Here is an 18,850-nt window from a genome sequence, read left to right on the forward strand (position 1 = left end):
ATCTGGTTCATGAAAATCGCCATCGACGGCAGAAATCTCGCATCGGCCACCGATGGCATCGGCCGATTCGTCCACAATGCTATCAAGGCTCTGGCGGCACAGGGCGCCGATGTGGCGGTCTACGCGCCGGACGTGGTCAGCGAAAGCTATGACATTCCGCCTGGTGTTTCCGTTCGGTCTGCCGGCTTCAAGGGCCCTCTCGCCAGGACCTTGTGGGGGCAGTCGGTACTGCCCTCGCTAGCGCGGCGCGACCGGGTGGAAGTCCTCTGGGGGCCTTCCCATCGGCTGCCTTTCGTTCTCGATGGCCGCATTGCGCATGTTGTCACCATCCACGATCTCGTCTGGTTACACGCGCCTGAGACCATGCGAGCCCGGACTTTGATCGGCGAGCGCCTCCTGATGAAACCCGCCTTACGAAAGGCCGACATCGTGGTCGCGGATTCGACCGCTACGGCAAGCGCGTTGACGGCCGAGTTTCCCTGGCTGAAATCGCCGGTCCGGACGGTCTTTCCAGGTACGGCTATGCTGCCGGCTCCGGGAAATGTTTCAAGCCTCGAACCGCTCGGCATCACCAGGCCCTACGCGCTTTTTGTCGGCACGCTTGAGCCGAGGAAGAACCTCGCCAACCTGATAAGGGCCTATGGCCTCCTGCCGGCCGGCACCCGCGCGGGCTGCGATCTTGCCATCGTCGGCGGTAGGGGGTGGAAACAGACGGGCCTGGTCGATCTCGTGCGCACTGGTGGGCTCGAGGCGAATATCAAGTTTGCCGGCTTCGTCGACGATAGCGTGCTCGCCACGCTCTACGAGAATTGCCTGTTCCTGGCGATGCCGTCGCTCTATGAGGGATTCGGCTTTCCGATCGTCGAGGCGCAGTCGTTCGGCAAGCCGGTGCTGACGTCGAATACGTCGTCGATGCCGGAAGTCGCCGGAAACAATGCCGTTCTTGTCGACCCGAACGATTCGGCGGCGATTGCCGCTGCATTTGGCCGGCTCTGTACGGACGCCGAGTTCCGCAACCGGATCGCCGCCGGCGCGCGCGGCAATGCCAGGCGCTTCACCTGGGAAAATCACGCCAAGGGCATGCTGCAGATCTTTGAAGACGCCATACGGCAAAGACGAAGGACTGGCGCGTGAAAGTCCTGCATTTCTTCAAGACCTACTGGCCGGATACCTTCGGCGGGGTGGAGCGGACGATCCATGCCATCGCTCAAAGCACCGCTGCTTATGGCGTCGAAACCGAAGTGCTGTCACTGAGCCGGACACCAGAGGAAAACACTCGACGCCTTGACGGACATATGGCTGTGAAGGCCAGGCTCGATTTCGAGCTGGCGTCGACGGGATTCTCACGCGAAGCCTTTCGCAAGTTCCGTGTGCTCGCCGGAGGGGCAGACCTGGTCCACTACCATTTCCCATGGCCGTTCATGGACATAGTTCATTTCCAATCCGGCCACGGCAAGCCGGCTGTCGTCACCTATCATTCCGACATCGTCAAACAGCGGCTCATCCTGCCCTTCTACCGGCCCTTGATGACCCGCTTCCTCAGGGACATCGATGCGATCGTGGCGACATCTCCGAACTACCTCGAGTCGAGTACTGTTCTCAGGGCATTCAAGACCAAATCGAAGGTCATTCCCATCGGCATCGACGAGGGCGCCTATCCGGTGCCAAGCGAGGCCGATGACGCTTGGTGCCGATCGAAGGTCACAGAGCCCTTCGTGCTGTTCGTCGGCGTCCTGCGCTACTACAAGGGGCTGAATGTCTTGATCCACGCAGCCGGTAAGGCACGGTGCAAGATCGTCATAGCCGGCTCTGGCCCGGTCGAGCGCGACCTTAAACAACAGGCAGAGACGCTAGGCCGCGACAACGTGATTTTCCTTGGCGAGATAGGCGAGCCGCGCAAGATGGCGCTGCTCCGCAACTGCCTCGGCTTTGTCTTTCCTTCGAATCAGAGATCGGAGGCCTACGGTCTTTCGCTCGCCGAGGCGGCCATGTGCGGCAAACCGCTAATTTCCTGCGAAATCGGCACGGGCACAAGCTATGTCAACGAAGCCGGCCGGACCGGGCTGGTCGTTTCCCCATCGGACCCGGTACAGCTTGCCGAAGCGATCAACCGGCTGGTCGAGCAGCCGACCGAGGCGGCGAACTGGGGAAGAGCCGCGCGAGAGCGCTACGTTCGCCTGTTCACCGCCGACCGGATGGGGAAATCCTATGCCGAACTCTACCGCCAACTGGAGAGCCGCAAAGGTTGAACAGCAGACCGAGCGCCGTGCGCCCGGTTCAATGAAGAACCTGGCATTTTACTGTCGCACTATCGCCCGCTGAGCTCATGACATTTGGGGTATCGGTGCTCCCTCAAAAAACCTCTGGCTCTCCCGCCCGCTCCGCGCTAAGGCAAGAACCGGGTGACGGGGTTGGGATTTGCAATCCAGAGTGGCGGCGGACGATGTTTTGTCCTGCGCTATTCTGATAGCATGTCCCTGCGCCTGGAGTTCAGTGCCACCCAATGACCGCATACGTAGAAGCCGTATCGGAACTCCGACCGAGGATGCGGCAGGCCATCATCATGATCCAGGATCTCGTCATGGTCCTGGTGGCGGTGGCTCTCAGTCTCATCTTGTCGCAGTCGCGGCTTTCTTTCGACGCGTTCTCCTTTGCCGGGCTCGCCTGCTGGTCGCTCATCGTGCTCGCCGCCCATCTGTTGTTTCGCACCAGCGGCCTCTACAACACCGTCTGGCGCTTTGCCTCCACGCCCGACTTCTTCAATATCCTCAAGGGTTGCGGCAGCCTGACGGTGGTCCTTTATGTGACCTCGCTTGGCTTCCGCTTCTTCCATCCGGTCGCCGGCCTCAACGAACGCCAGTTCATCGTCTTCTTTCTGGTGTCCTTCACCATCATTTCGGCGCCCAGGCTGTACTACCGCTTTCTCCGCGACGGCGCGTCCTGGCGCATCTTGCGCCGCGCTCGGGGCGACGGGCCGGTCAAGCAGGCGCTGTTCATCGGCCGGCTGAGCGAGGCGGACGTGATCGTGCGCTTCACCCGCACGGCCCAGCCCGCCGAATACGCGATCGCCGGCATCATGGCCACCGAGAGCGACGCGCCGCTCGGCACGAAGATCCAGGGTGTTCCGGTCGTGGCGCTCAGGCCGCGCCTGCTCGAGGTGCTGGAGGACTATGTCAAGGGCACGGAAAACCTCGATCTCCTGATCTTCGGCAATGGCGCCGAGCGCGACATCGAGGACTATGCCGAACTGGTGCGCGTCGCCCGTCACAGCGGCATCGCGGTCGTCCAGTTCTCCGGCCTGTCGGAGCTGGGCCAGGGCGGCAAGCTGGTTCTCGACGCCGTCGAGATGGAAACCATCATGCGCCGTTCGGCGGTTGCCACCGACACGACGCGCATCAGCGCCTTCGTCGCCGGCAAGCGGGTGATGGTCACCGGCGGCGCCGGCTCTATTGGCCGCGTGCTTGTCAAGCGCGCACTGGAGCTGGGCGCCGAGGCGGTGTTGGTGGCCGACAATTCCGAATTTGGCATTTTCCAGCTCGATCAGCTGATCGACGACAAGGACCGTGACCGGCTGACCAGCCGCATCGTCGACGTCACCGACCGGCCTCACATGATGCGTCTCGTCAGCGAGTTCAAACCCTCGATCCTCTTTCATGCCGCGGCGCTGAAGCACGTGCCGCTGCTGGAAGAAAACTGGGAAGCGGCGATCGAGACGAATGTCTTCGGCACGCTCGCCTGCGCCGAGATCGCTGCCGAATGCGGGGTGCCGCAGTTCCTGCTGATTTCCAGCGACAAGGCCGTCGACCCGACCTCGGTGCTCGGCGTCACCAAGCGGGCGGCCGAGCAGATCGTCTCCTCGCTGCATGAAACCCAGGCCGCGCCATCGCCCTTGCATGCCGCCGTGGCGAACGGTCATCGGGCCGGCACCCCGACCGCGCATCGTTCCGGCACCAAGTTCATCGCCGTCCGCTTTGGCAATGTCTTCGGCTCCAATGGCTCGGTGGCGACCATCTTCCAGGCGCAGATCGAGGCCGGCGGGCCGGTCACCATCACCGACCGGCGCATGACCCGCTATTTCATGACCGTGGCCGAGGCGGTCGATCTGGTCATCATGTCGGCCGCCGATGCCGAGCGGCGCCAGGGGAAGGACGACTACGCCATCTACATGCTCGACATGGGCAAGCCCGTGCCGATCCTCGAAGTCGCCGAGACGATGATCCGCATGGCTGGCAAAAGCCCCTACACCGATATTCCGATCCGCTTCACCGGCATCAGGCCCGGCGAGAAGCTGCACGAGACGCTGCATGGCGAGAATGAAGAGGTGGTCAAGCTCGACATCGCCAAGATATTCGGCCTCAGGAGCGACGTCGTGCAATGGCGAAGGATCGAGGCCGCGCTGCCGGCGCTGCTGGCTGCGACGCACGATCACGACAAGGCCGCGGCGCTTGACGTCCTGGCCGGGTTTTACCGGGCGGAACAAGAGATTGGTGGCCTGCGCGAAGAGGCGACGCCCAAAGCGGCTGGACAGGTAGGTTAGTCCTGTGCCGCGCCCGCAATTGGCCGTTGAAGTTTGCTCGAACGCCCGCAATTGAATGGTCTGAGCTATGACCAGACAGATCAGCGCGTGGCCGTTCCTACGGGGCATCATGGACAGCGCGGCCTTTCGCGCAGGATCTGAACCGTGACGGCAAAGCGGGCCTTTGATCTGGCTGTTGGGGCGGTGATGCTTGCGGCGACGTCGCCGATCGTGCTGGTCGCGATGCTGACGATCCGGGCGACGTCGCCAGGCCCCGCCATCTTCTCGCAAATCCGCGTCGGGCGGGACGGTGCGCTCTTTTCCTGCCGCAAGCTGCGCACGATGCGTCGCGACACCCCCTCCTTGCCTACCCATGAGGCGCCGGCCAATTCGGTTACCGCGGTGGGCAAGGTGCTGCGCGCAACCAAGATCGATGAGTTGCCGCAGCTCTGGAACGTGCTCAGGGGCGAGATGAGCCTCGTGGGGCCGCGTCCGTGCCTGCCGACGCAGACGGAACTGATCGAACGGCGCAAGCGACTGGGCGTGCTTGCCGCGCCGCCGGGCATAACCGGTTTGGCGCAGATCAAGGGGATCGACATGTCGGATCCGAGAAGCTGCGCCGAGACCGACGCGGCCTACGTCCGGGCGGCCTCCATCGGCCTGGACCTCAGGATATTGCTGGGCACGCTTTACCGCGCATAAGGATTGCTCCCACCCGCCGCCTGCCGGGCTAGTTCCTCGAGCCGGCCGAGCGTGTCGGTCTCCGGCATCCAGCCTTCCGAAGCCAGCAGCGACGGATCGCAGATCTGCGTGGCCATCAAGGCTTGCCACGACGCCTGTCGGCCACTGAGCGTCGCCAGCGGCCGGAACGGCCAGGCCGGAATCGGCAGAAGCCGGGCTGGCCGGCCGTATCCACGCCGGAACGCGGCGATGATTTGAGACAGCGCGACCGGCGAGGCATCGGCCAGGACATAGGTCGGGCGCGGCAGCATCGGACGGGCCAGGAGATGCGTCACGGCGCCAGCCACCGCGTCATGGGAGACGAGCGAACGAACCGCGGTCAAAGCGGCTGCGGGCAGCGGCAGACCGGTCGCGGCGAGACGCATCAGCCCGCGCAGATTTCCCTTCATGCCTTCGCCATAGACCGGCGGCAGCCGCAGCGCCGTCGCGCCGACGTGTTTAAAAGCCTCCAGCATTGCGATTTCGCCTTCCCGCTTGGAGCGACCGTAGGCGCATTGCGGGGCAGGGGGCGTGGCCTCGTCGATCGTGCCGCTGAAATCGGCCCCGACGACGGCGCGGATCGAGGAGAGGTAGATGAACCGCCCTTCGGCACGCTTGGCGGCCGCCTGGGCGAGCCGTCCTGTCAGTGTCGCGTTGACGGCCCGCAAGTCGGCCTCGCCGGCGCCGCGATCATTGTTGAACGCCGCGCAGTGGACGACATGCGTCACATCCCGCATCAGCGCGAGAAAGGCTTCTTCCGGCGCATCGGCATCAGGCAAAGCGACGGCATCATCCGTGCCCGCTAGGCGTTGCGGCAGGCGGGAGGCGATCCGCAAGTCAAACCCGGCCTCGCGCAACCGGCTGACGATCCGTTGCCCAACGAAGCCTGTCGCGCCGGTGACCAGGACCTTCATGATTGCGGGCTGGCGCCCGGCGACATGGCAGGCGCGCTTTTCCCGATCGGCGCCACCGTCCGCCCGGATGCAAGGTAGGTTCCCGAAATCAGGAACACCATCAGTGTTGCGTCAAGGATATCGTGGCCGATGAGGATGCCTGTCATGCCGGCGACGAGATAGGTAATGACTGCGACAAGGATCACCGTAGCGCCGAATCGCTCCACCGGATCGGCGCTGAGACGCAGCGTCCTTGCCGCGTTCCAGGCCGCAACGATGAAGATCGACGCAAGGGCCAGCGCTCCGACGAGTCCAGCCTGGACCAGTGCCGTCAGGAAGCCATTGTGGAAATGGCTGAGGGTCTCCTGCAAGCCGAATTGATCCTGGAGACCCTGCTTCATCAGCGCCCGGCTGGCCGCGATGCCATGGCCGAAAATGGGCATCTCGCGGAACGCCTGAAAGCCGATCTCCCACATTGCAACGCGCAGGCCGAGCGCCGTCGAATGGTCGCCATTGGCGTTCAGCGCGTCCCAGTCGCTGACCAGGAAGTCGGCTCGATCCAGGATGACGCGAGAGCCGATGGCGGCGATGACAATGGCGGCCACCAGGCCGATCATCAGGAAGCGCGTCACGCTGGCGCCGGCGAACCGGCGGCGGTTGATGAGAAAGACCACGAAGCCGGCAATCGGCACGGCCACCCAGATCATGCGCGACCCCGAATAGACGATCGCCAGAGTTCCGGCGATCGCCGCCAGGACCAGCAGCTTCCAGCGCGTCTCGATGCCCGACAGGGCGCCGGCGAGGCATAGCATGACGGCAAGGCAGGTGACGGTTGCAAAGACGATCGCATTTCCGGCGCCGCCCTCGGCCCTCGTGCCCAGCCAGTGATACTGGACGATGGCGATCGCCAATGCGCCGAAACAGGCCGCGGCGCTTGCCATGATGGCGATGCGCGCCAGCGTGGTCTTCTCGGTGATGCTCCAGGTCGAGTAGGAAATGGGGAAGAGCAGGAAGGTGATCAGCGGCAGGAAGAGCCGCAGATCGGCTGGCAGTGTGCCATTGACGATCGAAGCAAGCACCATGGCCGAGCAATAGGCGTAGATCGCCACTGTCAAGGCGAGCATCGGCCGGTCAGTGTTGAAGCGGCGCCGCTTCGCGGCCAGCAGCATTACCGACCACACGCCACCGGCATTGAAGGCGATGCTGACCAGCGAGCCGAGCACCGGCGGCGAAAAAAAGCAGATGATCGAAAAATAGAAATTTATCTGTGCGGGCGTGAGGTGGCGCCGGAGCTTTGTAAACGGGTTCAAATGCTTGCTTCGCAATTTCCAGGTTGCGCCCGGATCCGTGATGCCAGCCGATGGCTGGACCGACTCCGTTTGCCGCGCCTTGCCCGTTCCCCGAGCCGGTATAGCCGCTGGCGCCGTTCCGCGATAGGCCGGTTGATGACGTTCCGACAGAAATCCCTGGTTCGGAACGGCTGACATCTTCGGAACTTACGGTCCCTTCACCCCTTCCGCGTTTCGAGCGCCCTGGCAGGATTTTCCGCTTTCCCGGTCTCGCTTGGAAAATTCGTTCTCTAATCGTCGTACGTCCGGCGTGTCCCGCATTGTTATGAACAGCGTCGATCTGTTAGAACGCCCGCACGAAACAGTTTGTCCAAGTGAAATTTGCGCCCGGGCGCCATGGGATAGCGCCCGCAAAGCAAGACTTCCGCTCGACGGCACGAGAGAACGCTCGACAGTCCATGAATATCGCGCTCACGCATCTGCAGCGGCTTGAGGCCGAATCCATCCACATCTTCCGTGAGGTCGCGGCTTCCTTCTCCAGGCCGGTGATGCTCTATTCGGTCGGCAAGGATTCCTCGGTGCTGATGCATCTGGCGATGAAGGCCTTCTATCCCGCCAAGCCGCCTTTTCCGTTCCTGCATGTCGACACCACCTGGAAGTTCCGCGAGATGATCGCCTTTCGCGACCAGATGGCGCAAAAGCTCGGCTTCGACCTCTTGGTGCATGTCAATGAGGATGGCGTGCGCGAGGGCATCAATCCTTTCGATCACGGCTCCAACACCCACACCCATGTGATGAAGACGGTGGCTCTGCGCCAGGCGCTCGACAAATACGGCTTCGACGCGGCGTTCGGCGGCGCCCGCCGCGACGAGGAGAAGTCGCGCGCCAAGGAGCGCATCTTTTCCTTCCGCAATGCCCAGCATTCCTGGGACCCGAAGAACCAGCGGCCGGAAATGTGGAAGATCTTCAACACCCGCATCGCGCCTGGCGAATCGATCCGCGTCTTTCCGCTGTCCAACTGGACCGAGCTCGACATCTGGCAATACATCCTGCAGGAGAACATCCCGATCGTGCCGCTCTATTTCGCCAAGGAGCGGCCGGTGGTCGAGCGCGACGGCATGCTGATCATGAAGGACGACGACCGCATGCAGTTGCGCCCCGGCGAGACGATCGAGAACCGGCTGGTGCGCTTCCGCACGCTCGGCTGCTACCCGCTGACCGGCGCCATCCAATCGGAAGCCGATACGCTGGAGGCGATCGTTGGCGAGATGCTCACCGCCCGTACCTCCGAGCGCCAGGGCCGCCTCATCGACCGCGACGAGGCGGGCTCGATGGAAAAGAAGAAGCGCGAGGGTTATTTCTGATAATGCGCCACATCATGGCCAAGAGCCTCGCCCCGACCGATTCCATCCGCGACTACATGGCCGCGCAGGAAAAGAAGTCGCTGCTGCGCTTCCTCACCTGCGGCTCCGTCGATGACGGCAAGTCGACGCTCATCGGCCGCCTGCTCTCCGACACCAAGCAGATCTTCGAGGACCAGCTTGCCACACTCGAGAAGGATTCGCGCAAGCACGGCACCACCGGCGACGACATCGACTTTGCGCTGCTGGTCGATGGGCTTGAGGCGGAGCGCGAGCAGGGCATTACCATCGACGTTGCCTACCGCTTCTTCGCCACGCCAAAGCGCAAGTTCATCGTCGCGGACACGCCCGGCCATGAGCAATACACGCGCAACATGGCGACCGGCGCCTCGACCGCGGATCTAGCCATCGTGCTGATCGACGCCCGCCAGGGGGTTCTGCGCCAGACCCGGCGCCATTCGATCATCGCCTCGCTGCTCGGCATCCGTCACATCGTGCTGGCGGTCAACAAGATCGACCTTACCGGCTTCGACGAGGCTGTATTCGACCGGATCGTCGCCGACTATGGCGAGTTCGCGAAAGACCTTGGCTTCGTCAGTGTCATGCCGATCCCGATGTCGGCGCGTTTCGGCGACAACGTCACCAGCCACTCGGAGCGCACCCCCTGGTATTCCGGGCCGTCGCTGATCGAGCATCTCGAAACCGTGTCGGTCGACGAGGCCGTCGTCGAGCTGCCATTCCGCTTCCCCGTGCAATATGTGAACCGCCCGAACCTCGATTTTCGCGGCTTCGCCGGCACCATCGCCTCGGGTACGGTTTCGCAGGGCGAGGAGGTCGTCGTCGCCAAGTCCGGCAAGGCCTCCCGGGTCAAGCGCATCGTCGCGCAAGGCGGCGACCTCGAGCAGGCGATCGCTGGCCAGGCGATCACGCTCGTCCTCGAGGATGAGGTCGAGGTGTCGCGCGGCAACATGCTGGTGTCGCCGGCCGCGCGCCCGCAGGTCGCCGACCAGTTCGCCGCCAACATCGTCTGGTTCGACGAGCAGGCTCTGCTGCCCGGCCGCTCTTATATACTGCGTACCGAAACCGACCAGGTGAGCGCCACCGTCACCGATCTCAAATACCGGGTCAACGTCAACGATTTCGCGCATGAGGCGGCAAAGTCGCTCGACATCAACGAGGTCGGCGTCTGCAACCTGTCGACGCGGGCGCCGATTGCTTTCGATCCGTTTGTCGAGAACCGCACCACCGGCGCGTTCATCCTGATCGACCGCATCACCAACGCCACCGTCGGCGCCGGCATGATCCTGCATTCGCTGCGCCGTGCCGAAAACATTCACTGGCAGTCGCTCGATGTCGGCAAGCGCGGCCGCTCCGACCTGAAGAACCAGCGCCCGGCGGTGTTCTGGTTCACCGGGCTCTCCGGCTCCGGCAAGTCGACCATCGCCAACCTTTTCGAGAAGAAGCTGTTCGCCTCCGGCCGCCACACCTACATCCTCGACGGCGACAATGTCCGTCACGGGCTGAACCGCGATCTCGGCTTCACCGACGCCGACCGCGTCGAAAACATCCGCCGCGTTGCCGAAGTGGCCAAGCTGATGGCCGATGCCGGGCTGATCGTCATCGTCTCCTTCATCTCGCCATTCAGCGCCGAGCGCCGGATGGCACGGGAACTGATGGCCGAGGGCGAGTTCGTCGAGGTGTTCGTCGACACCCCCTTCGAGGAATGCGCCCGGCGTGACCCAAAGGGCCTATATGCTCGTGCCCTGAGCGGCGAGATCAAGAACTTCACCGGTGTCGATTCTCCCTATGAGGCGCCAGAGAATCCGGAGATTCACCTCAAGACGCTCGGCAGGAGCCCGCAGGAGATGGCGGAAGCCCTCGAACACTGGCTGATAGAGCGTGACATTGCCGAAGAGCAGTACGACAATGGCGGCGGTATCTGACGACGAGGCTATGCTGGGCGTCTTCGAACGCCTGGCGCTGGACGCAGGCCGCGAAGTGATGCGCGTCTTCCATGCTGGCTGCGCCGTCGACAGCAAGGCGGACGCTTCGCCGGTGACGGAAGCCGACCGCGAAAGCGAGAAGATCATCCTTGCCGGCCTGCGCGCCACCTATCCGGATATCCCATGCGTGGCCGAGGAAGAGGTGGCGGCGGGCATCGCCACGCCCGACCTCGACGGCGCATTCTTCCTGATCGATCCGCTCGACGGCACCAAGGAATTCATCAACCGTCGCACTGATTTCACCGTCAACATCGCGCTGGTGCGCCATGGCGTGCCTGAGGTGGGCGTTGTCTACGCACCCTGCACCGGACGCTTCTTCAGTGGACGGCCTGGCAGGGCCGAGGCATTGGAGATCGATGCCGGGTACCGCATTGCCGGCCGGCGGCAGATCACGGTGCGGCAAGCCGCCAAGCCCCTCGCCGTCGTTGCCAGCCGCTCCCACAACACGCCAGAGACCGAGGCTTTCATCCGCGATCTTGGCGCGGCCGAGATCGTCTCCATCGGCTCATCGCTGAAATTCTGCCTGCTCGCAGCGGCGGAAGCCGACGTCTATCCGCGCTTCGGCCGCACTATGGAGTGGGACACGGCGGCCGGAGACGCGGTGCTGCGCGCCGCCGGCGGCATGACGCGCACACTGGATGGCGAACCGCTTACCTACGGCAAGCGCAATCAGGCGAGCGACAGCGATTTTGCGAACCCGCATTTCATCGCGACGGGGAAGCGCGCGTAGCGCAGCGTCGCGAATTACCGATGCTGGCCCGCCGACCTTTCGGCTTTAAGCAGCTGCCACATGCGCCGAGTTCGATCCGATATAATTGCGGATCGTCTCGATGATGCGGTCCTGGTCGGCTTCGCTGAGATAGGCGTGCATCGGCAGGCAGAGGATCTGCTTCGGCAGTTCTTCCGAGACAGCAAGGCCGGTCGGCGTACGCGGATAGTCCTTGTAGGCCACCTGCTCATGCAGCGGCTTCACATAATAGATCACGGAAGGAATGCCTTTTTCGCCGAGATGAGCCTTGAGCCCGTCGCGCTTCGGGGTCTCGATCGCATATTGCGCCCAGGCAGAGCGGCCGCCACCCAGATTGCGTGATGCCTTGACGATGTCGCCGAGGCCCTTGGCATAACGGTCGGCAACCATGTGCCGGGCCATCATCTCCTCTTCGAGGATGGCAAGCTTCTCGATCAGGATCGCCGCCTGCAGTGTGTCGAGACGCGAATTGATGCCGACGCGGACGTTGTCGTACTGCGTCTCTCCCTTGCCGTGAAAGGCGAAGGAACGGAGCTTGTCGGCCAGCGCGCCGTCATTGGTGAACATCGCGCCGCCGTCACCGTAACAGCCAAGGGGCTTCGCCGGATAAAAGCTGGTCGAGCCGACATGGCCGAAGGCGCCGCACATGGTGCCGTCGGCGGAACCGCCCATCGACTGCGCGGCGTCCTCGATCACCAGGAGGTTCTCGCGCTTGGCGATCGTCATGATCGCCTCATAGTCGGCTGCAAGGCCGAACAGATCGACCGGGATGATCGCCTTCGGCTTGAGGCGACCTTCCTTCTTGATCATCTCGATCGCCGCCTCGAGGCTGGCGATATCGATGTTGTAGGTATCGCGGTCGACGTCGACGAAGACCGGCTCGGCCTTGGCCAGCGCCACCACTTCGGCGGTCGCGGCGAAGGTGAAGCTCGGCACGAACACCGCGTCGCCCGGGCCGACGCCGGCGGCAAACAACGGCAGGAGCAGCGCATCGGTGCCGTTGGCACAGGCCACGACATGCTTGACCCCGATATAGGCCGCGAGCTTGTTCTCGAATTCGGTGACCTGCGGCCCGAGGATATAGCGGCCGTCCTCGACGACGTGGTCGATTGCGGCCTTCAGCCGGTCGCGGATTCGTTCGCGCTGCGCGCCAAGATCGATGAACTGCATGTCGGCCTCGAATGCCAATAAAATCGGCCCGCTGGTATCAGACTTGACGCGGTTGAGAAAGCCGACCACGGCGAGGGCGACTTGCCTGTGTGTCGCAGCCTGTTACCGCTTTTGCCGGCGCAATGCCCGAAAAAGCCGGAAATCCCTGCTTTGCGAGGCGCTTGCGGCCTCTCTTGTCGCGGCACCCCGTTGCCGGGAAACATAAAGTGATCGGCCGGGAAGGGCGATCCGGCAGGCGGATCAGGCGATTTCGTGCCGCCATGGCGGGTTGGCGCCGGCCCGCGACACCGTTACCGCCGCCGCCCTGGCGCCGAGTTCCAGCGCCTTGCGGATGGCGTCTTCGGACAGGCTGCCGATCGCCGCCTTGGTGAGCAGGCCCTGCTCATGCAGCGAGGCCAGGATGCCGGCATTGAACGTATCGCCGGCGCCGACCGTGTCGACCACCTTGACCTTCTGCGGCGTGACCGTGACCTTGTGCGCCTTGCTGTAGCCGACCGCGCCTTCGCTGCCATGGGTGACGACGATCAGCTTCGGCCCGCGATCCAGCCAATTGCGCACGACATCCTCATGCGAGCCAGCCTCGTCGAACCATTTCAGGTCCTCATCCGAGAGTTTCACGATGTCGGCCATCGCCATCATCTCGCGGATGCGCCGCAGATGCTTGGCCTTGTCCGGGATGAAATTCGGCCGGATGTTCGGGTCGAGCATCATCACGCGGCTTTCGTGCTCGCGCCGCATGAACTCCTCATAGGCCGATCCCGCCGGCTCCGAGATCAGGCTGATGGCGCCGAACAGCATCGCCTCGATCTCCGCGCCGAGCTTCGGCAGGTCCTCGATGGTCAGCATGCGCCCGGCGGTGTTCTCGTCATAGAAGGTGTAGGTCGCCTGGCCGTTGGTGAGGCGCACGAAGGCGAGCGTAGTCGGACGCGGCGAGGTGTGGGCATAGGTGGAGCTCACCTTGCTGGCGCCGAGCGCGTCGCGCAACTGGCCGCCGAACAGGTCGGAGGAGAGGCCGGAGAAGAAGCCCGCCGGTGCGCCGAGCCGGCCGAGCGCGACCGCCGAATTGAACACCGCGCCGCCGACATAGGGTGCGAAGGCGGCTTCGCCTTCCGTCGTGATGCGCGGCAGCATGTCGATCAGGGCTTCGCCACAGCAAAGGATCATGTCGTCTTGGTCTCCGGCGGATGGATCACGCCCTTGCGGATGATGATGTTGGCAAAGAGCCTGGGTTCGCTGGTCGCTACGATCGCATGCGCGGCCTTGACGCGTGCATAGAAGTCAGGTCCGGCCAGCGCAACCACCTTGTGGCCCGGCGCGCGTTTGGCGCAAACCGCTTCCATCTCGCGATGCACAGGGTCGGCCAGCGCCGGGTCGCCCTTCACCGAGGCGCGGAACAGCGCCTCCGGCACCGCCTGATCCACCGGCAGCACGCTGAGCACGGCGTCAAGCACCGGTATGATATGGTGGCCATCCACGCGGATCAGCCGGCGCGCCTGTTCCTCGGCCGGATAATTGCCGTCGACGATGGCGATCTCGTCGCCATGGCCCATTGCCCTGAGCGTCGCCAGGAACTGCGGCCCAAGCAGCGAAGGGATGCCGATCAGCATGGTCAGGCGCCTCCGGACGTGTTCGGTCCGATCAGGAATCGCTCGGAAAGCGGCAGGCTGGCGCCACCCAGCGCCCGCGCATGGATGCCCACAGTGCCCTCGCGCACGAAGGGCAGCTTCAGTCCCTCGGCGTCGATGTCGGAAATGGCTTGCCGGATTGCCTCGACAAGACGGCGCCGCACGTCGAGCGGCATCCAGCCGTCGATCACCGCCGCTTCGAAATCGATGACGGACGAGGCCGCGACGATGGCGTAGGCAAGCGCGCGCGAGGCGTTGGCGATCCATTCGTCGAGCTCGGCGCCGATGTCGCCCCATTCCTGCGGCGAGGTCCAAAGATAGGAGCCGTCGATGCCCTTGGCGGAAAGCGCCTTCTCGAGCATCGCAATCGAGGCGACGTCGATGAGCTGCGTCGGCTTCCCATCCGGCCCTGGCACCGGCATCGACCCGAGCGCGCCGGCGTTTCCCTTCGGCCCGCTGTAAAGACGGCCGTTCAGAACGATGCCGCCGCCGGCAAAGGCGCCGATATAGAAATAGACGAAGTCGCGCGCCGCGCCCGCTTGGCCGAAGACAAGCTCGGCGCCACAGGCCGAGGTCGCGTCATTCTGCAGGTAGACGGGGAACTCGCACTGCGCCTGGATGTCGGCGCGGATGTCGCGATGGCGCCATTCCTCCATGACGTCGCGTGGCGCGCCGGCCGTGTCGGCCCAGTTCCACAGTTCGAACGGCATGGCGATGCCGAGCCCGGCGATGCGTTTGTCCTGCGCCGGCGTCAGTTCGCCGCGCATTTTCTTGATGCCCTCAGTGACGAATTCCACGGTCTCGCGCGGCGCGGGATAGCGGTAGGAATGCTGCAGCATCGCGCGCACATTGCCGAGAAAGTCGATCAGCACCAGCTCGGCGCTGCGCCGGCCGATCTTGAGGCCAATGAAGAAGGCGCCTTCCGGGTTGAGCGCCATTGGAATCGAGGGCTGGCCGATCTTGCCGCGCAGGGGCGCCTGGCGCACGAGCAGCTTGTCTTGCTCGAGCTCGCGCATGATCACCGACACCGTCTGCGCTGACAGCCCGGTCATGCGCGCGATATCGGATTTGGCCAGACTGCCATGCTGGCGCACCAGGGACAGCACCAACCGCTCGTTGTGGTCGCGCATACCGCTTTGGTTGGTGCCGCGATGCAGCCGGCTCTCCAAAGCCTCGGGCGAACCGTGCCTCGCAATGCCGGTCTCCACCCTCTTCCTCCCGTTGTTTCCCCGCGATGCTTTTCGTTCAGAATGAGTGAACGACGCAAGAGTGTCAATAATAAATAAGAGTGATTTAATTATTGACAGCCGATCTGTCCTGGTGTTTTTTGAGGTGTGTCCACGCTGGGAAAAAGGTGGATGCGCTTGAGACGCCGGGTGGCCGGCGTCCGCAACAGTTCCATTGGGAGGAAATCGTGACCAAGAAATCACTGCTGAAGTCTACCGTGTTTGCGGCTGCAGGCTTGGGCCTGATGGCGTTCGCTTCGTCGGCATCGGCCGCCGGCGTCGGCGCCTGCCTGATCACCAAGACTGACACCAACCCCTTCTTCGTCAAGATGAAGGAAGGCGCGACCGCCAAGGCCAAGGAACTCGGCGTCGACCTCAAGACCTATGCCGGCAAGATCGACGGTGACAGCGAAAGCCAGGTGGCGGCGATCGAGAGCTGCATCGCAGACGGCGCCAAGGGCATCCTGATCACGGCGTCCGACACCAAGGGCATCGTGCCGACGGTGAAGAAGGCGCGTGACGCCGGCCTGCTGGTGATCGCGCTCGACACGCCGCTCGATCCCATCGACGCGGCCGACGCCACCTTCGCCACTGACAACCTCGAAGCCGGCAAGCTGATCGGCGCCTGGGCCGCAGCAACGCTCGGCGACAAAGCCAAGGACGCCAAGATCGGCTTCCTCGATCTCACCCCCTCGCAGCCGACCGTCGACGTTCTGCGCGACCAGGGCTTTATGATGGGCTACGGCATTGACGTGAAGGATCCCAACAAGATCGGCGACGAGACCGATCCGCGCATCGTCGGCCACGACGTGACCAACGGCAACGAGGAAGGCGGCCGCAAGGCGATGGAGAACCTTCTCCAGAAGGACAACACCATCAACGTCATCCACACCATCAACGAGCCTGCCGCCGTCGGCGCCTATCAGGCGCTCAAAGCCGTCGGCCTCGAAAAGCAGGTGCTGATCGTCTCGGTGGACGGCGGCTGCCCGGGCGTGAAGTCGGTTGCCGAAGGCGTGATCGGCGCCACCTCGCAGCAATATCCGTTGCAGATGGCGGCGCTCGGCATCGAGGCCATCGCCAAATATGCCAAGGACGGCACCAAGCCGAAGCCGACCGAGGGCAAGAACTTCTTCGACACCGGCGTCAACCTCGTGACCGACAAGCCGGCCAAAGGCGTGAAGTCAATCGATACCAAGGAAGGCCTGGCCAAGTGCTGGGGCTGATGCCCACCTGAGCGAACGAACCTTGCGGCTGGGGGCTTGATCCCCAGCCGCATCGGGTGGACGATGCATTTTCGTAAGCGCTGACAAGCCCGGCGACAGACCGGAATGCGTAAACGCGGCACGGAGCCATGACGAAGTTCCGTGAGACGGGAGGAGATATGTCTCAAATCCAGGAATTCGAGAAGGTTCTCTCGGGCAGCGATACCAGCGTCGCCGCCTTCGAGGAGCACGGCAAATCCTTTGTGAAGCGCGCCCAGCATTTCCTGCATTCCACGCCGGCGGCGGTGCCGCTGATCGTGCTGGTGCTGTCGATCATAATCTTCGGCATCGCTATCGGCGGGCGCTTCTTTTCGTCCTACACGCTGACGCTGATCCTGCAGCAGATCGCCATCGTCGGCATCCTGGGCGCTGCCCAGACGCTGGTCATCCTGACCGCCGGCATCGACCTTTCGATCGGCGTGATCATGGTGATCTCGGCCGTGATCATGGGCAACTGCGCCATCACCTACGGCATGCCGACCATCCTGGCCGTGCTGCTCGGGCTTGCCGCCGGCGCGGCCTGCGGCCTGCTCAACGGCCTGCTCGTCGCCTACATGAAGCTGCCGCCTTTCATTGTCACGCTCGGCACCTGGAACATCGTCATGGCGACGAATTTCATCTATTCGGCCAACGAGACGATCCGCGACGCCGATGTCGACGCCCAGGCGCCGCTGCTGCATTTCTTCGCCCTGAGCTTCAGGGTCGGTTCGGCCGTGCTGACGGCCGGCGTCATCGCCATGGTGCTGCTGGTGATGCTGCTCTGGTATGTGCTGAACCACACCGCCTGGGGCCGCCATGTCTATGCCGTTGGCGACGATCCCGAGGCGGCCAAGCTTTCCGGTATCCAGACCAAGAAGGTGCTGATGGCCGTCTACACGCTTGCCGGCCTGATCGCCGCCTTCGCGGCCTGGGTCTCGATCGGCCGCAACGGCTCGATCTCGCCGTCCGCCGCCGTCACCGACTACAATCTGCAAGCCATCACCGCAACGGTGATCGGCGGCATCTCGCTCTTTGGCGGCCGCGGCTCGATCCTCGGCACGTTGTTCGGCGCCATGATCGTCGGCGTCGTCTCGATGGGTCTCAACATGCTGGGCGCCGATCCGCAATGGAAAGTCCTGCTTACCGGCGTGCTGATCATCGGCGCCGTGGCGATCGACCAGTGGATCAGAAAGGTTTCGGTGTAGTCATGACCCAGCAGCCTGTTCTTACCGCGCGCGGTCTCACCAAGCGCTACGGCCGCGTGACGGCGCTCAACAACTGCGACTTCGATCTCTATCCGGGTGAGATACTGGCGGTGATCGGCGACAACGGCGCCGGCAAGTCGACGCTGATCAAGGCGATCTCCGGCGCGGTGATCCCCGACGAGGGGACCATCGAGCTCGACGGCAAGCAGGTGCTGTTCCGCTCGCCCATCGAGGCGCGCGAAGCGGGCATCGAGACCGTCTATCAGAACCTCGCTCTGTCGCCGGCGCTGTCGATTGCCGACAACATGTTCCTTGGCCGCGAGATCCGCAAGCCGGGCCCGCTCGGCAGCTGGTTTCGCATGCTCGACCGCCCGGCGATGGAAAAGCGCGCCCGCGACAAGCTCACAGAGCTCGGCCTGATGACCATCCAGAACATCAGCCAAGCGGTGGAGACGCTGTCGGGCGGCCAGCGTCAGGGCGTGGCGGTGGCGCGCGCCGCTGCCTTCGGCTCGAAAGTGGTGATCATGGACGAACCGACCGCGGCGCTCGGCGTCAAGGAAAGCCGCCGCGTGCTGGAACTGATCCTCGACGTCAAGAAGCGAGGCCTGCCGATCGTGCTCATCTCGCACAACATGCCGCATGTCTTCGAGGTGGCCGATCGCATCCACATCCACCGGCTCGGGCGCCGGCTCTGTGTCGTCGATCCCAAGCAGATTTCGATGTCGGATGCCGTCGCGCTCATGACTGGCGCCAAGAAGCCGCCGGAGGATGCGCTGGCGGCTTGATCTCCAGGAACAATCAATTGCGGAAGGCGGGCCGTCGTCTCGATCGCTAAATCGATTGAACGCATGCT

At 63.7% G+C, this 18,850-nt stretch carries 16 protein-coding genes; 10 read left to right on the forward strand and 6 right to left on the reverse strand.

Annotation, left to right across the window (positions count from 1 at the left end; translation table 11 throughout):
- Positions 1 to 9 precede the first annotated feature (9 nt).
- The 4 genes from P9272_RS09840 (at position 10) to P9272_RS09855 (ending at position 5,218) form a co-directional block, all read left to right on the forward strand.
- Positions 10 to 1,134, forward strand: a complete 1,125-nt coding sequence (locus P9272_RS09840; RefSeq protein WP_278160389.1) for a glycosyltransferase family 1 protein — start codon at positions 10 to 12, stop codon at positions 1,132 to 1,134.
- Entirely contained in the window at positions 1,131 to 2,249 is a 1,119-nt protein-coding gene (locus P9272_RS09845; protein WP_278160390.1) for a glycosyltransferase, read from the forward strand. The genes P9272_RS09840 and P9272_RS09845 overlap by 4 nt, the downstream gene beginning before the upstream one ends.
- A gap of 254 nt (positions 2,250 to 2,503) precedes the next feature.
- Complete coding sequence (locus P9272_RS09850) at positions 2,504 to 4,537, forward strand: nucleoside-diphosphate sugar epimerase/dehydratase (protein WP_278160391.1); 2,034 nt, start codon at positions 2,504 to 2,506, stop codon at positions 4,535 to 4,537.
- Positions 4,538 to 4,723: 186 nt separating this feature from the next.
- Entirely contained in the window at positions 4,724 to 5,218 is a 495-nt protein-coding gene (locus P9272_RS09855; protein ID WP_278160444.1) for a sugar transferase, read from the forward strand.
- Here P9272_RS09855 and P9272_RS09860 read toward each other — a convergent pair.
- Both P9272_RS09860 and P9272_RS09865 read right to left on the reverse strand, forming a co-directional pair.
- On the reverse strand, positions 5,206 to 6,150 hold the full coding sequence (locus tag P9272_RS09860) for an NAD-dependent epimerase/dehydratase family protein (protein ID WP_278160392.1): 945 nt from the start codon (positions 6,148 to 6,150) through the stop codon (positions 5,206 to 5,208). The genes P9272_RS09855 and P9272_RS09860 overlap by 13 nt on opposite strands.
- Entirely contained in the window at positions 6,147 to 7,439 is a 1,293-nt protein-coding gene (locus tag P9272_RS09865) for an O-antigen ligase (protein WP_278160393.1), read from the reverse strand. The genes P9272_RS09860 and P9272_RS09865 overlap by 4 nt, the downstream gene beginning before the upstream one ends.
- Before the next feature lie 437 nt (positions 7,440 to 7,876).
- On the opposite strand from P9272_RS09865, the gene cysD reads away from it, so the two are divergent.
- Genes cysD through cysQ form a run of 3 tightly spaced genes read left to right on the forward strand, consistent with a single transcriptional unit; the run spans position 7,877 to position 11,512 of the window.
- Positions 7,877 to 8,782: a sulfate adenylyltransferase subunit CysD gene (gene cysD, locus P9272_RS09870; RefSeq protein WP_278160394.1), complete on the forward strand. Its 906-nt coding sequence runs from the start codon at positions 7,877 to 7,879 to the stop codon at positions 8,780 to 8,782.
- A gap of 2 nt (positions 8,783 to 8,784) precedes the next feature.
- Positions 8,785 to 10,722, forward strand: coding sequence for a sulfate adenylyltransferase subunit CysN (gene cysN, locus P9272_RS09875; RefSeq protein WP_278160396.1), 1,938 nt, complete (start codon positions 8,785 to 8,787; stop codon positions 10,720 to 10,722).
- 10 nt (positions 10,723 to 10,732) lie between these two features.
- Positions 10,733 to 11,512 carry a 3'(2'),5'-bisphosphate nucleotidase CysQ gene (gene cysQ, locus P9272_RS09880; protein ID WP_278160445.1) on the forward strand — a complete coding sequence of 260 codons (780 nt, stop codon included), beginning with the start codon at positions 10,733 to 10,735 and terminating at the stop codon, positions 11,510 to 11,512.
- A 45-nt stretch (positions 11,513 to 11,557) separates the two neighbouring features.
- Here cysQ and P9272_RS09885 read toward each other — a convergent pair whose 3' ends face one another.
- The 4 genes from P9272_RS09885 to P9272_RS09900 form a co-directional block, all read right to left on the reverse strand.
- Positions 11,558 to 12,700, reverse strand: coding sequence for a DegT/DnrJ/EryC1/StrS aminotransferase family protein (locus P9272_RS09885; protein WP_278160397.1), 1,143 nt, complete (start codon positions 12,698 to 12,700; stop codon positions 11,558 to 11,560).
- A gap of 240 nt (positions 12,701 to 12,940) precedes the next feature.
- Complete coding sequence (locus P9272_RS09890; protein ID WP_278160398.1) at positions 12,941 to 13,864, reverse strand: carbohydrate kinase; 924 nt, start codon at positions 13,862 to 13,864, stop codon at positions 12,941 to 12,943.
- Positions 13,861 to 14,307 carry an RbsD/FucU domain-containing protein gene (locus P9272_RS09895; RefSeq protein ID WP_278160399.1) on the reverse strand — a complete coding sequence of 149 codons (447 nt, stop codon included), beginning with the start codon at positions 14,305 to 14,307 and terminating at the stop codon, positions 13,861 to 13,863. The genes P9272_RS09890 and P9272_RS09895 overlap by 4 nt, the downstream gene beginning before the upstream one ends.
- Positions 14,308 to 14,309: 2 nt before the next feature.
- Positions 14,310 to 15,533, reverse strand: coding sequence for an ROK family transcriptional regulator (locus P9272_RS09900; protein ID WP_278160400.1), 1,224 nt, complete (start codon positions 15,531 to 15,533; stop codon positions 14,310 to 14,312).
- A 263-nt stretch (positions 15,534 to 15,796) separates the two neighbouring features.
- Here P9272_RS09900 and P9272_RS09905 point away from each other — a divergent pair, with 263 nt between their 5' ends.
- The 3 genes from P9272_RS09905 (at position 15,797) to P9272_RS09915 (ending at position 18,782) form a co-directional block, all read left to right on the forward strand.
- Positions 15,797 to 16,774 (forward strand): sugar ABC transporter substrate-binding protein, encoded by a 978-nt coding sequence (locus P9272_RS09905; RefSeq protein ID WP_278160446.1) that lies wholly within the window; start codon positions 15,797 to 15,799, stop codon positions 16,772 to 16,774.
- 158 nt (positions 16,775 to 16,932) lie between these two features.
- Complete coding sequence (locus P9272_RS09910; protein WP_278160401.1) at positions 16,933 to 17,997, forward strand: ABC transporter permease; 1,065 nt, start codon at positions 16,933 to 16,935, stop codon at positions 17,995 to 17,997.
- Between the two features lie 2 nt (positions 17,998 to 17,999).
- Positions 18,000 to 18,782: an ATP-binding cassette domain-containing protein gene (locus P9272_RS09915; protein ID WP_126062034.1), complete on the forward strand. Its 783-nt coding sequence runs from the start codon at positions 18,000 to 18,002 to the stop codon at positions 18,780 to 18,782.
- Positions 18,783 to 18,850 lie beyond the last annotated feature (68 nt).

This window comes from Mesorhizobium sp. WSM4976, assembly GCF_029625685.1.
Taxonomy (GTDB): Bacteria; Pseudomonadota; Alphaproteobacteria; order Rhizobiales; family Rhizobiaceae; genus Mesorhizobium.